At 32.2% G+C, this 18,602-nt stretch carries 16 protein-coding genes; 10 read left to right on the top strand and 6 right to left on the bottom strand.

The features are described 5' to 3' along the window. Window positions 1-9: 9 nt before the first annotated feature. A complete protein-coding gene (locus tag C8C88_RS11315; protein ID WP_121338227.1) occupies window positions 10-2,070 on the bottom strand; it encodes a S9 family peptidase in 2,061 nt (686 codons plus the stop codon). Window positions 2,071-2,212: 142 nt separating this feature from the next. On the opposite strand from C8C88_RS11315, the gene C8C88_RS11310 reads away from it, so the two are divergent. Next, window positions 2,213-2,533, top strand: coding sequence for a YbaB/EbfC family nucleoid-associated protein (locus C8C88_RS11310; RefSeq protein WP_121338226.1), 321 nt, complete (start codon window positions 2,213-2,215; stop codon window positions 2,531-2,533). Window positions 2,534-2,584: 51 nt separating this feature from the next. Here the strand turns inward: C8C88_RS11310 and C8C88_RS11305 are convergent, their stop codons facing one another. Continuing rightward, complete coding sequence (locus C8C88_RS11305; protein WP_121338225.1) at window positions 2,585-3,610, bottom strand: low specificity L-threonine aldolase; 1,026 nt, start codon at window positions 3,608-3,610, stop codon at window positions 2,585-2,587. Window positions 3,611-3,657: 47 nt separating this feature from the next. Here C8C88_RS11305 and prfB point away from each other — a divergent pair. From prfB to C8C88_RS11280, 5 genes are all read left to right on the top strand, one after another. Beyond that, window positions 3,658-4,756, top strand: a protein-coding gene (gene prfB, locus C8C88_RS11300) for a peptide chain release factor 2 (RefSeq protein ID WP_121338224.1) whose coding sequence is annotated in 2 segments (ribosomal slippage) — window positions 3,658-3,720 and window positions 3,722-4,756 — 1,098 coding nt in all. Because the reading frame shifts where the segments join, the coding sequence is not laid out codon by codon here. A 179-nt stretch (window positions 4,757-4,935) separates the two neighbouring features. Beyond that, window positions 4,936-5,943, top strand: a complete 1,008-nt coding sequence (lpxD, locus tag C8C88_RS11295) for a UDP-3-O-(3-hydroxymyristoyl)glucosamine N-acyltransferase (protein ID WP_121338223.1) — start codon at window positions 4,936-4,938, stop codon at window positions 5,941-5,943. A gap of 91 nt (window positions 5,944-6,034) precedes the next feature. Further along, a complete protein-coding gene (locus C8C88_RS11290) occupies window positions 6,035-7,663 on the top strand; it encodes an acyl-CoA carboxylase subunit beta (protein WP_121338222.1) in 1,629 nt (542 codons plus the stop codon). A gap of 192 nt (window positions 7,664-7,855) precedes the next feature. Then, window positions 7,856-8,488, top strand: a complete 633-nt coding sequence (locus tag C8C88_RS11285) for a hypothetical protein (RefSeq protein WP_121338221.1) — start codon at window positions 7,856-7,858, stop codon at window positions 8,486-8,488. 91 nt (window positions 8,489-8,579) lie between these two features. Continuing rightward, entirely contained in the window at window positions 8,580-9,002 is a 423-nt protein-coding gene (locus C8C88_RS11280; RefSeq protein ID WP_121338220.1) for a DoxX family protein, read from the top strand. Between the two features lie 57 nt (window positions 9,003-9,059). On the opposite strand, the gene C8C88_RS11275 is transcribed toward C8C88_RS11280, so the two are convergent. Continuing rightward, window positions 9,060-10,112 carry an AMP-binding protein gene (locus C8C88_RS11275; RefSeq protein ID WP_121338219.1) on the bottom strand — a complete coding sequence of 351 codons (1,053 nt, stop codon included), beginning with the start codon at window positions 10,110-10,112 and terminating at the stop codon, window positions 9,060-9,062. A 27-nt stretch (window positions 10,113-10,139) separates the two neighbouring features. After that, on the bottom strand, window positions 10,140-11,057 hold the full coding sequence (locus C8C88_RS11270) for a CPBP family intramembrane glutamic endopeptidase (RefSeq protein ID WP_121338218.1): 918 nt from the start codon (window positions 11,055-11,057) through the stop codon (window positions 10,140-10,142). 102 nt (window positions 11,058-11,159) lie between these two features. On the opposite strand from C8C88_RS11270, the gene arsC reads away from it, so the two are divergent. After that, window positions 11,160-11,501, top strand: coding sequence for an arsenate reductase (glutaredoxin) (gene arsC / locus C8C88_RS11265; protein ID WP_121338217.1), 342 nt, complete (start codon window positions 11,160-11,162; stop codon window positions 11,499-11,501). A gap of 79 nt (window positions 11,502-11,580) precedes the next feature. Then, window positions 11,581-14,046, top strand: a complete 2,466-nt coding sequence (locus C8C88_RS11260) for an outer membrane beta-barrel family protein (protein ID WP_121338216.1) — start codon at window positions 11,581-11,583, stop codon at window positions 14,044-14,046. Between the two features lie 47 nt (window positions 14,047-14,093). Here the strand turns inward: C8C88_RS11260 and C8C88_RS12950 are convergent, their stop codons facing one another. Continuing rightward, the gene (locus C8C88_RS12950) at window positions 14,094-14,264 is read right to left on the bottom strand and encodes a hypothetical protein (RefSeq protein ID WP_199711408.1); all 171 of its coding nucleotides are present in this window, start codon (window positions 14,262-14,264) and stop codon (window positions 14,094-14,096) included. Window positions 14,265-14,459: 195 nt separating this feature from the next. On the opposite strand from C8C88_RS12950, the gene fumC reads away from it, so the two are divergent. Then, window positions 14,460-15,845 (top strand): class II fumarate hydratase, encoded by a 1,386-nt coding sequence (fumC, locus tag C8C88_RS11255; protein ID WP_121338215.1) that lies wholly within the window; start codon window positions 14,460-14,462, stop codon window positions 15,843-15,845. Window positions 15,846-15,922: 77 nt separating this feature from the next. On the opposite strand, the gene C8C88_RS11250 is transcribed toward fumC, so the two are convergent. Further along, window positions 15,923-17,125 (bottom strand): NAD(P)-dependent oxidoreductase, encoded by a 1,203-nt coding sequence (locus C8C88_RS11250; RefSeq protein ID WP_121338214.1) that lies wholly within the window; start codon window positions 17,123-17,125, stop codon window positions 15,923-15,925. Between the two features lie 230 nt (window positions 17,126-17,355). On the opposite strand from C8C88_RS11250, the gene C8C88_RS11245 reads away from it, so the two are divergent. Further along, on the top strand, window positions 17,356-18,555 hold the full coding sequence (locus tag C8C88_RS11245; protein ID WP_121338213.1) for a serine hydrolase: 1,200 nt from the start codon (window positions 17,356-17,358) through the stop codon (window positions 18,553-18,555). Window positions 18,556-18,602: the final 47 nt, after the last annotated feature.

The raw sequence follows: 18,602 nt of genomic DNA, 5'->3' as shown, positions 1-18,602 counted from the left end.
AAAATCTAATTAGTTTTTAATTTTTTCTAAATCTAACAAAAAACTATATTCTTCCGCTAATTCTTTAATTGCTTCAAATCTCCCCGAAGCACCTCCGTGACCCGCATCCATATTAGTATTTAAATACAAAACTGTATTATCGTCTTTCAAAGTCCTTAATTTAGCTACCCATTTTGCTGGTTCCCAGTACTGTACTTGTGAGTCATGAAGCCCTGTTGAAACATACATATTGGGATATTGTTGCTCTTTTACATTATCATATGGGGAATACGATAACATATATTCATAATATTTTTTATTATTTGGATTACCCCATTCATCATATTCGCCAGTAGTAAGCGGAATCGTATCATCAAGCATAGTTGTAACAACATCCACAAAAGGAACTTGAGCTATAACCCCGTTGTATAATTCAGGAGCCATATTTACTACCGCACCCATCAGCAATCCTCCTGCTGAACCACCTTCTGCATATAAATGCGCTGGAGAAGTAAATTTTTCTTGTATTAAATATTTAGAACAATCTATAAAGTCGGTGAAAGTATTTTTCTTTTTTAATAATTTACCATCTTCATACCACTGTCTCCCTAAATCTTCTCCTCCTCGAATATGCGCTATCGCAAAAATAAAACCTCTGTCTAAAATTGACAAACGGGTGGATGAAAAATAGGTTTCCATTGTATGCCCATATGATCCATACGCATAAAGCAATAATGGATTTGTGCCATCTTTTTTTAATTCTTTTCTGTAAACCATCGAAATTGGAACTTTGGCACCATCAGTTGCTGTCGCCCAAACACGTTCTTCAATATAATTGTTTTTATCAAATTTACCTCCTAAAACTTCTTGTTCTTTTTTGATTTCTTTCTCTTTGGTTTTCATATTAAAATCAATAACCGAAGATGGTGTTGCTAGTGATTGATAGCTATAACGAAGAATATCAGTATCAAAATCAACATTTGTAGTTGTATAGGCATTATAGGTTTCACTGTCAAAAGGCAAATAATACTCTCCTTCTCCACTCCAAGGCATAATTCGTATGTGATTCAAACCATTGGAACGCTCTTCTACAACTAGAAAATCTTTGAAAATTTCAATATCTTCCAGTAAAACTTCTTTTCTGTGCGGAATTAAGTCTTTCCAGTTTTTTTTCTCAGTTGCATTTTCAGGCGTTTTCATTAATTTAAAATTGGTCGCCTTGTCTTTATTAGTTAGCACATAAAAGGAATCTCCAAAATGCGAAATACTATATTCTAAGCCTCGAACTCTTGGTTGAAAAACAATAAATTCTCCATCTGGAGTATCTGAATTTAATATTCTATATTCAGAAGTTAAAGTACTTCCGCATCCAATAACAATATATTTTCTTGACTTTTCTTTGCTTATATAAAGATTGAATGTGTCATCTTCTTCATGATAAACGAGAACATCATCTGAAGCATTAGTTTCTAATTTATGCTTAAAAACTTTGTCTGAACGCAAGGTTATTTTATCCTGCGTGGTATAAAAAATAGTCTTATTATCATTTGCCCAAACTGATCCTCCTGTTACATTTTCAATTTTATCCGAAAGAATTTCACCTGTTTCAAGATTTTTAATTTGAATGGTATAAATTCGTCTTCCTACAATGTCTACTCCAAAAGAGGCATATTTGTTATCGGGACTAATACTTAATCCTCCCAATTTAAAATAAGCATGTCCTTTAGCCAAATCATTGCAATTGAATAAAATTTCTTCATTGGCAGAAAGAGATTCTTTTTTTCTAGAATAAATAGGATAATCCTGTCCTTTCTCAAAACGGGTTATGTAATAATAGCCATTGTAGAAATAAGGCACCGATTCATCATCTTCTTTGATTCTAGACTTCATTTCCTCAAACAATTGCTGCTGAAAATCTTTTGTATGCTCCGTTTTAGATTTGTAATAGGCATTTTCCTGATTCAAATAATCAATGACTTCTGGGTTCTCTCTTTCATTCAACCAAAAATAATTATCAATTCTGATATCATTGTGCTTTTTTAGTTTCTTAGGAATTACTTTAGCAATCGGAGCTACTATATCTTTTGACATTGTTGGTGCGTAAATATTAATTATGTATCCATGCAAAAATAACACAAAGAGAACTTAGGAGCCGACTATTTCTGATTAATTTTTTATTGAAATGAGTTAGCAATGTAGTAATTTTGCAATTGAATAATAAAAAAGACAAAAAATGGATTTAATGGGAATGATGGGTAAACTTAGAGAAACCCAGCAAAAAATAGAAGATACAAAAAAACGCTTGGATACGGTACTAATCGATGAACAAAGCAATGATGGTTTATTAAAAGTAACGCTAACTGCCAATAGAAAAATAAAAAGCATCACGATCGATGATTCTTTATTAGAAGACAAAGACCAATTAGAAGATTATTTGATTGTAACTTTGAATAAAGCAATCGAAAAAGCATCGAATGTAAATCAAGCGGAATTAGATGCTGTTGCTAAAATGGATATGCCAATGATTCCAGGAATGGATAATTTGTTTAAATAAAATGTTTAAGGTTTAAAGTTCTTGCTCGAAGAAACTTTAAACCTTTTTTTTCTAAAAAACCAATTTTTCTAAGGTTTCAAGAACATAGGTATGCATCACCTCTCTGTAGTCTAAATGGGTAACTATTCGGAGTTTTCCAAATCCCATTGAACTTATTGAAATATTTTTTTGTTTTAGTTTTTCAATCAAAAGGGTATCACTAATAGTAGGAACTAACGAAAATATCAAAATATTGGTTTCTACAGGTTCAACTGATGCAACCCAACTCGTACTACTCAACACAGCAGCTAATTCTTTAGCTCTTCGATGATCTTCTGCTAATCGTTCAATATTATTATGTAAAGCATAAATTCCTGCAGCAGCTAAATATCCAACTTGACGCATTCCTCCTCCTAGTATTTTTCGGATTCGTAATGCTCTGTGAATAGTCGCTTTATCCGCTATTAAAACAGAACCTATAGGCGCTCCCAATCCTTTAGATAAACAAACAGAAATAGTATCAAATAATTTCCCAAATTCTTTTGGATCTTGTTTTTTAGTGACCAAGGCATTCCAAATTCGAGCACCATCCATATGGAATTTCAAATTATTAGCATCACAAACTTTTTTAATTCGTTGTAAATCTTCTAATTCATAACAAGCGCCTCCTCCTTTATTCGTAGTGTTTTCAACGCAAACTAAGCTAGTCAAAGGACTGTGATAAAATTCAGGATCGTTAATAGCGCCAGCAACTTGTTCCGCGCTAATCATTCCTCGATGTCCATTTAACAAACAACAAGAAACACCACTATTAAACGAAACACCACCTCCTTCATAATGATAAACATGAGCATATTTATCCGCTATCAATTGTTCGCCTGGTTGTGTATGTAATTTTATTGCCGTTTGATTTGCCATAGTTCCTGATGGAAAAAATAGTCCTGCCTCCATACCAAACATTTCTGCAACTTTAGCTTCAAGCTCAATAACTGTAGGATCTTGCTTATATACATCGTCACCAACTTTGGCATTAAACATATATTGCAACATCTCGTAGGATGGTTTAGTAATTGTATCGCTAACTAAATTTATTTCCATATTCTAAAAACTATATCTTATTTTTGTGCCACAAAATTACATAATTTATGACAACTACCGAACAAATAAAAGGTATTGTGGAGCGCCTTGGTGCGTTGAGGAGGTATCTTTGACGTTGATGCCAAATTAATTGAAATTGCCAACGAAGAAGAAAAGACATTTGCTCCCGACTTTTGGAATAACGCCAAAGAAGCCGAAATCATTGTAAAAAATCTTAGAAATAAGAAAAAATGGATCGAAGATTATAACAAAGCAGTCGAAATGACTGATGAGTTACAATTAGCGTATGATTTTTATAAAGAAGGAGAACTTTCTGTAGAAGAATTAGACGAGCAATATCATATTACACAAGCACATATTGAAGCTATCGAATTCAAGAATATGCTTTCGGACGAAGGCGACACACTGAGTGCTGTTGTCCAAATCACATCTGGAGCAGGTGGAACTGAAAGCTGTGATTGGGCAGAAATGCTCATGCGCATGTACATGATGTGGGGTGAAAAATACGGATATAAAATCAAGGAACTGAATTTCCAGAAAGGAGAAGCTGCTGGTATAAAAACAGTAACTTTAGAATTTGAAGGGGATTATTCCTTTGGTTATTTAAAAGGAGAAAATGGCGTTCACCGATTAGTTCGTATTTCGCCATTCGACAGCAATGCTAAAAGACATACTTCCTTTGCCTCAGTTTACGTATATCCTCTTGTAGATGACAGCATCGAAATTGAGATTAATCCAGCTGATATCGAAATTACAACTTCGCGATCTAGTGGTGCTGGTGGGCAAAACGTAAATAAGGTTGAAACCAAAGTACAATTGTTTCATAAACCAACCGGAATTCAAATACAATGTTCCGAAACACGTTCCCAACAAGATAACAGACAACGTGCCATGCAGATGTTACGCTCTCAATTGTACGAAATTGAGTTAAAAAAGAAACAGGCACAACGTGCTGATATCGAAGCGGGGAAAATGAAAATTGAATGGGGTTCCCAAATCAGGAATTATGTGATGCAGCCCTATAAGTTAGTCAAAGATGTTCGTACAGGCTATGAAACTAGTAATGTTGACGGTGTTATGAACGGAGAAATTGATGAATTCCTAAAAGCCTATCTGATGATGATGGGACAACGCGAAGAAGAGTAGTTTCACTTTCAAAAAATATAAAAATGCCCTCTAAAATGGTTTTAAAAACACTGTTTAGAGGGCATTTTAACAGCTATATATTTACTACACTTAGATGCCTCAAAAAATATATTTGGTATTTCAATGCTAAATGATTTTATTTGATAAAAATACCGCAACGAATCAAATCCTGAAAAGCAATGAAATCCTACTCAATCCAAGAAATAAACGAAATCCTGAAAGGTGAAATCGTTGGACAAACTACTCATCTTATTACTGCGCCAGAACAATTGGAAGCAGCTAAAACAACCGAAATTTCGTTTATTGGAAATAAAAAATATGAGAAATTATGGGAAGCTTCAAAAGCATGTGCGGCTATTGTAAATCAAGACATTTCAATTGAACCAGGAGAAAATAGAGCGTTTATAAAAGTATATAATGCTGATTTAGCAATGTCACAAGTATTAGAACTTTTTGCGCCACCTACCCCATTGTTTGATGTTGATATTCACCCAACTGCAGTAGTTCATCAAACCGCAAGTTTAGGAAACGGAACCCGAATTGGTGCTGGTTCTTACATTGGTCCAAACGTAATTCTTGGAGAAAACGTAACTATATACCCTAACGCAACCATTCTGGATGAATGCACAATTGGAAAAAACACTATTATTTGGTCTGGAGCTGTGGTTCGTGAACGTTGTCATATAGGTAGTAATTGTATTTTACACCCTAATGCAACAATTGGAGCTGATGGTTTTGGATTCCGTCCTTGCCCAGAAAGAGGTTTGGCTAAAATTCCACAAATTGGAAATGTAATTCTTGGTAACGGAGTAGAAATTGGAGCTAATTCTTGTGTAGATAGAGGCAAATTTAGTTCTACCGTTTTAGGTGATGGTTGTAAAATTGACAATTTAGTTCAAATAGGACATAATAGTAAATTAGGCCGTTTTTGCATCATGGCTGGACATAGTGGTGTTGCTGGTTCAGTAACATTAGGAAATGGAGTTATTATTGGCGGAAGCGCATCCATAAAAGACCATGCAACTATTGGTGATGGCGCTACAGTAGGTGCTGGTTCAGGTGTTACCTGCGATGTACCAGCAGGCAAAACCGTTTTAGGTTATCCCGCAGTTGAAGCTCGTGATGCCTTAAAACAATGGGCTATTCTAAAAAGATTAGTTAATGATTCTAAAAAAGTTACACTATAATTTTTACCAAATCTCAAAAAGAAACAGCAAATAATTACTGTTTCTTTTTGTATTTTAGCAATCATTTTTTTTTTGTAAAACTACCTTTTCTATGGATTTGAACTTCAATAAAAACGAAGACCACAATAAACTTTTACTAGCCTCTTTGCGTCAAAAATTTACTATTGTTAAATTAGGTGGTGGTGAAAAACGCATTGAAAAATTACATGCTGAAGGTAAAATGACAGCCAGAGAACGGATTGATTATTTACTTGACGCCAAAGCAAAAAGTATAGAAATTGGCGCATTTGTGGGAGAAGGAATGTACAAAGAACACGGGGGTTGCCCTTCGGGAGGAGTTGTTGTCAAAATAGGATATATAAAAGGAAAGCAATGTATTGTTGTTGCTAATGATGCTACAGTAAAAGCTGGAGCTTGGTTTCCAATTACTGCCAAAAAAAATCTACGTGCCCAAGAAATTGCTATGGAAAACAAATTACCCATTATTTATTTAGTAGATAGTGCGGGCGTTTATTTACCATTGCAAGATGAAATTTTTCCAGATAAGGAACATTTTGGACGCATATTCAGAAACAATGCTTTGATGAGCAGTATGGGAATTACCCAAATTTCTGCCGTTATGGGAAGCTGTGTTGCTGGTGGTGCTTATCTTCCTATTATGAGCGATGAAGCGCTAATTGTAGATAAAACGGGGAGTATTTTCTTAGCCGGAAGTTATTTAGTAAAAGCGGCAATTGGTGAAAATATTGATAACGAAACTTTAGGTGGCGCAACTACTCATTGTGAAATTTCAGGTGTTACGGATTACAAAGCAAAAGACGATAAAGATGCTTTGGATAAAATTAAAAATATAGTTGACAAAATAGGTGATTTTGACAAAGCAGGTTTTAATCGTATTCCATCTGAAAAACCAGCATTAGACGAAAAAGAAATATACGGACTATTACCCAAAGCCCGCAACGAACAATACGATATGATGGAAATTATCAATAGATTAGTTGATAATTCTGAGTTTGAAGCCTACAAAGATGGCTACGGACAAACCATAATTACCGGCTATGCTAGAATTGATGGCTGGGCTGTAGGTATTGTTGCTAATCAACGAAAAGTAGTTAAAACTAAAACTGGTGAAATGCAATTTGGTGGAGTAATTTATTCGGATAGCGCTGATAAAGCCACACGATTTATTGCAAATTGTAACCAAAAGAAAATCCCTCTACTATTCATCCAAGATGTAACTGGTTTTATGGTAGGATCAAAATCAGAACACGGTGGAATTATTAAAGACGGCGCAAAAATGGTAAATGCGGTATCAAATTCTGTTGTGCCTAAATTTACAGTTATTGTTGGGAATTCATACGGAGCTGGAAATTATGCAATGTGTGGAAAAGCATATGATCCAAGACTAATCTTTGCTTGGCCAAGTGCAGAGCTTGCCGTTATGGGTGGCACTCAAGCTGCCAAAGTATTAGCACAAATCGAAGCTTCGTCATTAAAAGCAAAAGGAGAATTGGTAGACGAAACCAAAGAAAATGAATTATTTGCTAAAATTAAAGCGCGTTATGACGAACAAGTTTCTCCATATTATGCTGCTTCTCGATTATGGACTGACGCTATTATCGACCCTTTGGAAACTAGAACTTGGATTTCAATGGGTATTGAAGCTGCAAACCACGCACCCATTGAAAAAAAATTTAATTTAGGCGTCATCCAAGTCTAATTTTTTTACTACATAACTTTTATACAATCAAAACTAGACAAACAATATTTTAATGTTCTTTATCGTTTTGATTTATAGTTATTTGTATCTTTACTAGTGTTTTATTGTCAACTATACATTAAAACACTATCATTTTTTTCATTCCATAAAAAAGTATTCAGAATTATTTGAATTATTTAATTGTTAGAAAAAATGAACAAGATAGCAACTCTATTTTCGAGCATATTATTGTTTGTCACCTCTGTCATAAGCGCACAAACAATATCAGAAAACAATCTATCATCAAAAAAAGAGAAATTGATTCATTTAGAGACAGGGATAAATTTATCATTACCGGTTCATATTATGATGTATCGAAGCCATAGACTTGGTATTGGTATCAACCTAAGAACATGGAAAGCAATTTCTTCAAAATATGAATTAGGCATAAAAGCAGATTATGATTATAGATTTATTAAAAAAAACAGCCGAATACTAACTCCAGAAAGTACATTAGAAGAAAGGGCATTACACAGTAACTTTAGTGTATTTTCTATTAAACCCAACCTACAATACAATCTAAACACCTGGTGGTATTGGGGAATTGAAACAGGTGTTGGTTATGCATTATCCGATGAAGATAGCAAAATAGGTCTTGGATTTGTATCTGAATATGCCCGAAATCAACAATTTGGAATCTGCTCTGGTTTGTATTTTGGAAGACATTTTGATATTGGTTCAAAAAAGAAAAACCTAGGTTTATCAATGGATCTTAATCAATTTTTGGCAAGAGGTCATGCAGAAAACACTCTTGGTCTAAAACTAAATTACCATTTTATAAATTAAGCTTTATTTAATAAATAGCGTTTTCAATTTCTAGTTCCTAAAATATAATTTGAAATCTAACTTAATATTAATTTTATAAAACAACAACAGTATGAATAATGTAAAAAGACTAAATAAGTGGGCCAATGCGCATACTTATTTTCCGGTAGATTTATTACGAATAGCACTTGGTGTTTTTTTATTCGTAAAAGGCATTTCTTTTATTACAAATGTCCAATATCTTCAAGATCTAATATCTCCAATAGACACAATGGGTGGCGGTATGTTCCTAGTACACTATATTGCTCCAGCACATATGGTAGGCGGTATAATGATTGTATTTGGTTTATTAACTAGATGGGCAATAATCGCACAATTGCCTATTTTATTAGGTGCAATAACCGTAAACTTAATAGGTAATATGCATTCTCAAAGTATTTTACTTGCTTTCCTTACCTTGGGAGTTTGTCTGTTTTTCCTTTTTTACGGAAGTGGAAAAAATTCAGCAGATTACTATTTTAAAATGCAAGAATAACCTAAAATAAAAAAGAGATGACGAATCATCTCTTTTTTATTTATACAATTTTAAAAATTAAGCTTTTATTGAATCTAAACTTTCGCTTCTGATAATTTTACCCGTAGCAGTTTGTTTGAAACTTGGAATAAATTTAACTTCTTTAGGTCTTTCGTATTTATCCAAAACATCAAAAACAGATTCATCAATTTTAATTGGTTCTCCTTCAATATAAAGAACTAATTTCTCACCTAGTGTAGCGTCTGATTCTCCAAAAACAAAATATCTTCTTGGAATTAAAGTAGATAATTTTTCTTCAATTTGTTCAGGTATTAATTTGATACCACCACTATTAATAACATTATCATATCGGCCAACCCATACAAATTGAGTATCAGAAATTATTTTTACGATATCGTTAGTGACAATTTTTTCTTCACTTATGTTTTTTGCATCAATAACTAAACAGTGTCTTTCGTCAACAGAAACAGTTACATTAGGCAAAACTGTAAAAGCTTCTTCGCCAATTTTTTTAGCAGCAATATGGGTAATTGTTTCCGTCATACCATATGTTTCATAAATCTCGATAGGCAATTTTACTAATTCTTGCTCTAAAGATTTATGCACTTTTACTCCACCAATAATTAATTTTTTAATCTTGTGAAGATCTTTTAAAGAATTTTTTGCTTGTAAAGGAACCATTCCACAGAAATCAAATGTTTCATCAATTCCTTCTAATGGATTTGAACTTGGAGCCACAAACTCCATTTCTAATCCTAAAATAAATGCTCTTACAAACATCATTTTACCGGCTACATAATTAGTTGGTAAACAATGTAATATTTTCTTACCTGGCTCTAAACCAAAGAAATCACCCGTAGCTAAAGCAGAATTCACCATAGCTTGTTTCTCCACTTGAATAATTTTAGGAGTTCCTGTAGATCCTGAAGTGTTTATTTCTAAATACGATCTATCATCAAACCAATCCAAGATAAAAACACCTAATGGTTTTTCAAAATAGTCTCCTTCTTTAATAAAAGAATAGGCAACTCTAATTAGATCTTCTTTTGTTAAATGATAGCCATTTAATTTGAATTTGTTGTGAACGTTGTGATAAGTTGGGTTATTCATTTTCGTTTTTTATTATATTATTATCAACTAATATTTTATTTTACCTGTGAGTTTTTCTTTCCAATTATTCCAATGATATTTGCTCGAAAAAATTTTGAGCAAGATAGGGAAAATAATAAAAACTGGCAATAAAACATCCAAAGAAGCCGAAGGATTTGAAACATCCTTAAAAAAAGAATGGGTTTGAAATGCAGACCAATCAGAAGTAACTAATATTGCGCTAACTAAATTATTAGCGGCATGAAAACCTAGCGCTAATTCCATTCCTTCATCCATCAAAGTGATGATTCCAAGAAAAAAGCCTGTTCCTATATAATATAATAAAATTATGTTTCCCATTTTGATAACTTCTGGATTTGAAAGATGCATAGCTCCAAAAATAACAGATGTCATAAGCAATGGAAACCATTTATTTTTAGAAAGATTAGCAAAACCTTGCATCAAATATCCTCTAAAAACATATTCTTCAGTAGTTGTTTGTATCGGAATTAAAAACGTTCCTATAACGACCAAAATAGCAAAAGGAATGGGTTTGAAATTAATTACAAAATCATCTGGATTATACCAATAAAATAAAAAAGTACTAACTATTGTAAAAGCACCCCAGATTGAAAAAGAAAAAAACACTCTATTCCAATCGATTTTATTTCTTGATGTAGTGACCGAAAGCATTGTTTGATTGTGTAAATACCGAACTACAAAATAAATTCCTGCAAGAGTAAAAACAAAAGAAATCATTAATAAAAACAAAGTCAAATTAGGTTCTAAAAAACGCATCACTTCATCATTATTCTTTGGATACGCTTTTTTACTAGTATACGTTTTATATAAAATCCCCAATATCAATGGGATTTGACCTATAAAAGAGGTGAAAATAATTAATAACGATCCTAAAATATATTTCCAAAACTTATTCTCGGGGTTTATTCCTTGTTCAATAAACATAATTTTTTTGATTGAATTCTTAATTAATTTTGAAAGTACATTTTGTTACTACTAAAATACCGTTTATTATTTGAATTTGATTTACTTCGCAAAAAAAACATCATGATACAAATATATCATAATCCACGCTGTGGGAAATCAAGAAACTGCTTAGCTTTTATAGTAGAGACTGGGCAAGAATTCGAAGTTATTAAATATTTAGAAGAAACGCTTAGCTTTCAAGAATTAGCTTCTATTATTAAAAAACTAAATTGTAAACCCATTAATCTTGTCAGAGTCAAAGAAAAAATTTGGATTGATAATTACAAAGACAAATCATTAACAGATGATGAAATTATTCAAGCCATGGTCGACAATCCAATTCTTATTGAACGACCAATTGTAATTAAAGGTGAAAAAGCAATTATAGGAAGGGTAATTGATGAGGTTTCCGAATTCATTTAATTAACATTTTTTTATGATTTAGTTCTTAAACCAAAAACTGTTTGAATAGTCTTACTAACATAACCAAAAATTTTCGATAATGAAAAAAATGCAATTCATTTTAATCCTTGTGCTCCTTTTTACAAGCCTAACCAATTATGCGCAACAAGGACCTTTAGCTAGAAACAAATTTAAAATTACAGGTAAAGTAATTGAAAAAATAAGCAAACAACCGCTTGAATATGCAACCATAACATTCAAAAACACAAGTAATCCGAAGGAAATTGCTGGCGGAATAACTAATGTCAAAGGAGAATTTGACATTGCAGTATTACCTGGTATATATGACATTACAATCGAATTTATTTCTTTCAAATCAACACAAATCAAACAAAAAAGTATTCAAGAAAACACTAATTTAGGATCAATTGGTTTAGAAGAAGATGCTTCACAATTAAATGAAGTTGTAGTTAGAGCTGAAAAAACAACTGTTGACATAAAATTAGACAAAAAAATATACAATGTTGGTAGTGATTTAATGGTAAAAGGAGGAACAGTAAGCGATGTTTTAGACAATATTCCTTCTGTTTCTGTTGATGTTGAAGGAAATGTCAGCCTTCGAGGAAATGAAAATGTAAAGATTCTTATTGATGGAAAACCGTCAAATGCAATAAATATTAATGATGCATTAAGACTAATCCCTGCAGACGCAATAGATAAAGTAGAAGTTATTACAAACCCATCAGCAAGATATGATGCTGAAGGTGGCGGCGGATTATTAAATATTGTTTTGAAAAAAGGAAAAAATTTAGGTTTAAATGGAACATTTATAGCCTCTACAGGATATCCGAAAAATAACGGATTAAGTGGAACCGTAAACTTCAAATCTAAAAATTTCAACTTGTTTACCAATCAAGGCTTCAATTATAGAAGTAGTCCTGGAAACATGATTAACGAAACGGAATACCTGAATTCAGACAATACGACTAAAGGTTATGTAATTGAACCTAGAAAAAACAAACGTCTTGGTAATGGATACAATGGAAATTTTGGTATTGAATTGTTTTTAGACAAATCTACTTCTTGGACCAATACCATCAATTATAGAAAAAATAATGGTGATGATACTGATAATATCTTCCAAAAATATTATGATGCTGATTATGTGTATGATTACACTCGAAATCGTATTAATGTAGAAGACAATAAAAGTGAAAATGTAGAATTTACAACCAACTTCACAAAAAATTTCAAAAAAGAGGGACATAAACTTACTATAGATGGATCATTTTCAACAAATGATGACAATACTAATGCTTTAGTTACTGATTCAGCTAACAATTCGGATATTATAAAATTAGACAAAACCCTTAACCATCAAACTCAAAACAGAAACTTAATACAGACTGATTATGTTTTGCCTTTGGGAAAAGGAAGCCAATTTGAAGCGGGTTATCGTGGTGATTTTACCAAATTACTAACGGATTATCAAGTGGAAAATGACGGGATAATTAACTATAATTTCACCAATACTTTAGAGTATAAAGAAAATATAAATTCATTGTATACTCAATATGGCTTCAAAGCCAATAAAATATCTGTTCTTCTAGGATTACGTTGGGAAGATTCAAAAATTGAAGTAAATCAATTGTCAACGAATGATTTTAACACTAAAAAATACAATAATTTTTTCCCAAGTGCCTTTTTTACTTATGAGCTTTCAGACAAAAGTAGCGCTTCTATAAGTTATAGTAGAAGAATCCAAAGACCTAGAGGTAGAATGTTAAATCCATTTAGCAACTTATCTAGTAACATCAATATATTCATTGGAAACCCTGATTTAGATCCTGCTTTCACAGATGCAATTGATTTTGGTTTTATCAAAAGATGGGATAAATTAACTTTTAATACTTCCTTGTATGCCAATAAAACTACTGATGTTTTTCAAATGGCAAGAAGAGAATCTGGTGATTTTGTAAATGGAACACCTATAATTATAACTTCGCCTATTAATGTTGCTACAGAATATAGAACTGGTTTTGAATTTACCTTAAACTATTCTCCATACAAATGGTGGAAATTAAATGGAAACTTTAATTTTTTCCAAACTAAAACACAAGGTGATTTTGTTTATACTAATTTTAATGATGTTGAGATTACTCAAAATTTTGATAACACTGCCACATCTTGGTTTACTCGTGTAACGTCTAAAATAACTTTGCCATATAAGATTGACTGGCAAACTAATGCTACTTATAATGCGCCTCAAACAAACGCTCAAGGTAAAGTATTAGGAAACTTTAGTGCAAACTTAGCTTTTAGTAAAGATGTTTTGAAAGACAAAGGTACAGTTGCATTTAATATCAGTGACGTGTTTAACTCTAGAAAAAGAATCATGGAGACCTATCTTCCTGGAGTACTAAATTCTCATGCTGAAATGCAATGGAGAGAAAGACAGTTTACATTGTCATTTACGTATCGATTCAACAAACAGAAAGTTGAAAGAGAAAAACAGCCTAAGAAAAATATGAATGAAGGCGGCGGTGATATGGAATTTCAAGGATAAAAAAAAAGACTCGTGAAAACGGGTCTTTTTTTATGAAAACAATCAAACTAAAGTGATTGTTCTTGCTTTTTCTTTGCTTTCTTTTCTTTGTATGCTTCCCAAGTTGCTCCACCTACCCAATAAGATACGAAACCAACTAAGAAAAACATTAACCAAAAACCTATAGTTAAAACGGTTAAGAAAAGTAAAAAGCCTAAATACTGTGAGAAATCAAACATATCTTCCGGAATTTTTGAATATAAGCACAAATGTAAGTTTATTATTTTTGCTTAGCAATAAAAATTGCAAAAACTACAAATCAATTTTTATAAAGAATAATAATGCGTACTTTTAATGTATTATTTCTGAGCAATCTTGAAATTTTATACGAATATACATTGGGGCTAATTTGGGTACTATTTTAATTTAACAAAATGAAATTCAGAATAGAAAAAGATACAATAGGCGAAGTTCAAGTTCCTTATGATAAATATTGGGGAGCACAAACAGAACGTTCCAGAAACAATTTCAAAATTGGACCTTCTGCTTCGATGCCTTTAACAATTATTCAAGGTTTTGCTTATTTAAAAAAAGCAGCAGCTTACACCAATTGTGATTTAGGTGTTTTGTCTTTCGAAAAAAGAGATTTGATTGCTAAAGTTTGTGATGAAATTTTAGAAGGTTCACTAAACGATCAATTCCCTCTTGTTATTTGGCAAACCGGTTCTGGAACTCAAAGCAATATGAATGTCAATGAGGTAATTGCTAATAGAGCTCAAGTGCTTAAAGGATTAAAAATAGGAATTGACGAAGCATTTATAAAAGCTAATGACGATGTAAATAAATCGCAATCGTCTAATGACACCTTCCCTACTGCAATGCATATTGCTTGTTACAAAACTATTGTGGAGCTTACAATTCCTAATATTGAAAATTTAAGAGATACTTTATTAGCTAAATCTGATGAATTTAAAAAAATTGTAAAAATAGGTAGAACCCATTTAATGGATGCTACACCGCTTACTTTAGGACAAGAAATTTCAGGTTATGCTGCGCAACTTACCTTTGGCATAAAAGCCATCAAAAATACATTAGCACACTTATCCGAAATTGCTCTAGGCGGCACTGCTGTAGGAACGGGTCTAAATTGCCCTGAAGGTTATGATGTAAAAGTAGCCCAATACATAGCTGAATTTACAGAACATCCTTTTATAACTGCTGAAAATAAATTTGAAGCATTAGCAGCACATGACGCCTTAGTTGAGTCGCATGGTGCTTTAAAACAAATAGCTGTATCATTATACAAAATTGCAAATGATATTAGAATGTTAGCTTCTGGCCCCAGATCTGGAATTGGAGAAATCTTTATTCCTGAGAACGAGCCGGGTTCCTCCATCATGCCAGGAAAAGTAAATCCAACGCAAAGTGAAGCGCTAACGATGGTTTGTGCACAAGTCATGGGCAACGATGTCGCTATTTCAATAGGTGGAATGCAAGGTCATTATGAATTGAATGTTTTCAAACCATTAATTGCAGCTAATTTTCTTCAATCAGCACAATTATTAGCAGATGCCTGTCGCTCATTTGATGAACACTGTGCTAAAGGTATTCAACCTAATTACAAACGAATTAAAGAATTAGTGGATAATTCATTAATGCTTGTAACAGCTTTAAATACAAAAATTGGTTATTATAAATCTGCTGAAATAGCTCAAAATGCACATAAAAACGGAACAACACTTAAAGAAGAAGCGGTACGTTTAGGATATGTAACTCCAGAAGAATTTGACGCTTGGATAAAACCAGAAAATATGGTTTGAAATTGCCGTAAATAATAGCGTTAAACTAAAAACTCGCAAATTTCCTTTGCGAGTTTTATATTTTAAATCAACTTAGATTATTTTTCATCAACATAATCTTGTAAGTAACTGAATTTCGGAGTCAATTTTCCTTTTTCGGTGATTTTTGCTCTTTGTAAAATACCATCTTTATCCCCATTAAAAAAAGCAGGAATTACATGTTCCATAAACATTTCGCCAAAACCTTCACTTGCATCTTTTGGTAATTCACATGGCAAATTATCTACCGCCATGACCACTATTGCCGCAGGATGAAAGACATCAACTTCTTTATTTTCGCTAGGCAAATAACCATAAAGTGGCTCAGCAATAGTTGAAGAACGTAATGTACATGCAATAGGACCATTAACATCACAAGAAATATCAGCGACTACTTTTATTTTACAATCTTTAGCATTAAGCATTTCTTGTGTCAAAATTTTTGGAGCTGCATTATCATAAAAATGACCCGTTATGTAAATATCGGAAACCTTAGTAAAACGTTCAAAATCTGAAACATATTCTTGTGGATTTTTAAAGAAATCTACAAAATCTAATACCTTACCATCTTTACGTTTATTGTATTCTAGAACATCAATCTGCGTATAAACGGGTTGCGCATAATTTTTAGTTAAATAATTCTCAACTGACACTTCTTTTATTTTGATCGCATCAAGTATCTCTTTTGCTCCATTACCCACTTTTCCAGTTCCTGTTATAACAAATTTCAATGGAGGCAATACAATTCTTTTTAATTGAGCGATTAAAGCCTCTTTTCCCGAAAGTGTCTCTGCTTTTGGAAGTTTAAATAATTCGAATTTTATCCCAAAAGCCCTGATAGCATTATAAGTACCTACAAGACCAGCATATTTTCCAAAACCAATCAACCTCCGATTATGATTGTCTACAATAGTTTCATGATCATACAAATCAATGTTTTTATCTAGAATTGCTTGCAACAATTTCTTATTATGGGGTTGCTTTTTTATAGTATGCGAAAAGAAAAAATAAGTCTTATTAGGAATCAAATCTGCTATTGGCACTTCTTTAACACCAAACAATACATCACAATCTGAAATATCATTTGTAACTTCTATGCCCAAACTTTTATACTGCAAATCAGAAAAAACACGAATATCCGAACTTTCTACTTTTACAGAAGCATTATGATACTGTTGTTTTAATCTAGCCAAAGCATCTGGCGAAAAAACAACCCTTCTATCTGGTGGATTTTTTCTTTCTTTTAGGATTCCGAATTTCATTTTATATATTTTAATATAACTTAAATACTCTTATTTGTTACAAATATAACATTTTTAAGTTAATTTGATTTAAAAAAATTTATTTTTGAATATAAAAAAACATTAATTGCTGACGACCAATACTATATAAAAAACGTAGAATAAAATCTACAAGTACGTAATACAATTTTGAAAAAAAACCTTTTCAAAATAGAATGATTATATATATTTGCGTTTATAGCAAAACAGAAATGAATTTTATAAAAAAAGCAAATATACTACAAATACTCTTCCTTACATTGGCTCTGGGTTCTTGTACAAAAGAGAAAAAAGAGGTTGAATTAAAAGATACGGAACTTCCGAAGCATATTTTACCTAAAATGAAACCTTTAACGAATGAAGAACCTAAATTATCTGCAGAATACATACGCACAACAAAAGAAAAAATAGATTCTTTTTACAAAAAAAATTGGCCAGGAAATTCCGCTAACGGTAGTTTTCTTGTTGCAAAAAACGGTCAAATCATCTATGAAAAATATGTAGGGTATTCCAATTTTAGCAAGAAAGACTCAATCACAAGTACAACTCCATTACATATTGCTTCGGTCAGTAAAGTAGTAACTGCCACAGCTGTTTTAAAATTAATAAATGCAAACAGGCTTAAATTAGATCAGAAAGTAAATAGTATTTTAAAGGAATTTCCATATCCAGATGTTACCATAAGAATGCTACTCAATCACAGAAGTGGAATGCGAAATTATGCCTATTTTACAGATCGAGATAAAAACATTTGGGACAGACACAATATCTTGACTAATCAAGATATTCTAACCATAATGGCGACTAAAAATATTGGATTAGAATCAAAAACAAACACCAGATTTGCTTATTGTAATACTAATTATGCAATGTTAGCTTTAGTAATTGAGAAAGTTACAAAACTTCCTTATAAAGAAGCCATGAATCAAATCATCTTTAAACCTTTAGGAATGAAAAACACTTTTGTTTTTGATTATGAAAAAGACAAAGCAAAAATTGTCCCTTCCTACAAAGCAAATCGAGTAGAAATTGGCAAAGACTATCTGGACGCTGTTTATGGAGATAAAAATATCTATTCAACCCCTAGAGATTTATTAAAACTTGACCGTTCTAGAAATGGAGGAGAATTTTTAGAACCCGCTTTATTAGCTCAAGTATATAAAGGATACAGTAACGAACGAGAAGGCAAGAAAAATTATGGACTAGGAATTCGTATGATAAATTGGAAAACTGGTCAGAATTTTTATTTTCATAATGGTTGGTGGCATGGCAATACGTCAGCTTATATTACTTTACAAAAAGAAAATGTCACTATAATTGCCTTATCCAATAAGTTCACAAAACAAACGTATAATGTACGTAAATTGTCAAAAATATTTGGTGATTATCCTTTCGAAACGGATGATGAGTAAGAAAAACAACTCCTAATTGATTTGTAATTTTCATGCTTTAAATAGCA

The organism is Flavobacterium sp. 123 (genome assembly GCF_003634825.1).
In the GTDB taxonomy this organism is placed as follows: domain Bacteria; phylum Bacteroidota; class Bacteroidia; order Flavobacteriales; family Flavobacteriaceae; genus Flavobacterium.
The sequence above is the reverse complement of the archived record's forward strand: the minus strand, read 5'-3'. Positions and strand labels throughout refer to the sequence as shown.

Bases quoted from the DNA above. Each gene is read 5' to 3' on its own strand.
- C8C88_RS11275 (WP_121338219.1), bottom strand. From the start codon at position 10,112: ATGAATAACCCAACTTATCACAACGTTCACAACAAATTCAAATTAAAT.
- fumC (WP_121338215.1), top strand. From the start codon at position 14,460: ATGAAATTCAGAATAGAAAAAGATACAATAGGCGAAGTTCAAGTTCCT.
- C8C88_RS11315 (WP_121338227.1), bottom strand. From the start codon at position 2,070: ATGTCAAAAGATATAGTAGCTCCGATTGCTAAAGTAATTCCTAAGAAA.
- lpxD (WP_121338223.1), top strand. From the start codon at position 4,936: ATGAAATCCTACTCAATCCAAGAAATAAACGAAATCCTGAAAGGTGAA.
- C8C88_RS11285 (WP_121338221.1), top strand. From the start codon at position 7,856: ATGAACAAGATAGCAACTCTATTTTCGAGCATATTATTGTTTGTCACC.
- C8C88_RS11260 (WP_121338216.1), top strand. From the start codon at position 11,581: ATGAAAAAAATGCAATTCATTTTAATCCTTGTGCTCCTTTTTACAAGC.
- C8C88_RS11270 (WP_121338218.1), bottom strand. From the start codon at position 11,057: ATGTTTATTGAACAAGGAATAAACCCCGAGAATAAGTTTTGGAAATAT.
- C8C88_RS11280 (WP_121338220.1), top strand. From the start codon at position 8,580: ATGAATAATGTAAAAAGACTAAATAAGTGGGCCAATGCGCATACTTAT.
- C8C88_RS12950 (WP_199711408.1), bottom strand. From the start codon at position 14,264: ATGTTTGATTTCTCACAGTATTTAGGCTTTTTACTTTTCTTAACCGTT.
- C8C88_RS11245 (WP_121338213.1), top strand. From the start codon at position 17,356: ATGAATTTTATAAAAAAAGCAAATATACTACAAATACTCTTCCTTACA.
- C8C88_RS11305 (WP_121338225.1), bottom strand. From the start codon at position 3,610: ATGGAAATAAATTTAGTTAGCGATACAATTACTAAACCATCCTACGAG.
- C8C88_RS11310 (WP_121338226.1), top strand. From the start codon at position 2,213: ATGGATTTAATGGGAATGATGGGTAAACTTAGAGAAACCCAGCAAAAA.
- arsC (WP_121338217.1), top strand. From the start codon at position 11,160: ATGATACAAATATATCATAATCCACGCTGTGGGAAATCAAGAAACTGC.
- C8C88_RS11290 (WP_121338222.1), top strand. From the start codon at position 6,035: ATGGATTTGAACTTCAATAAAAACGAAGACCACAATAAACTTTTACTA.
- C8C88_RS11250 (WP_121338214.1), bottom strand. From the start codon at position 17,125: ATGAAATTCGGAATCCTAAAAGAAAGAAAAAATCCACCAGATAGAAGG.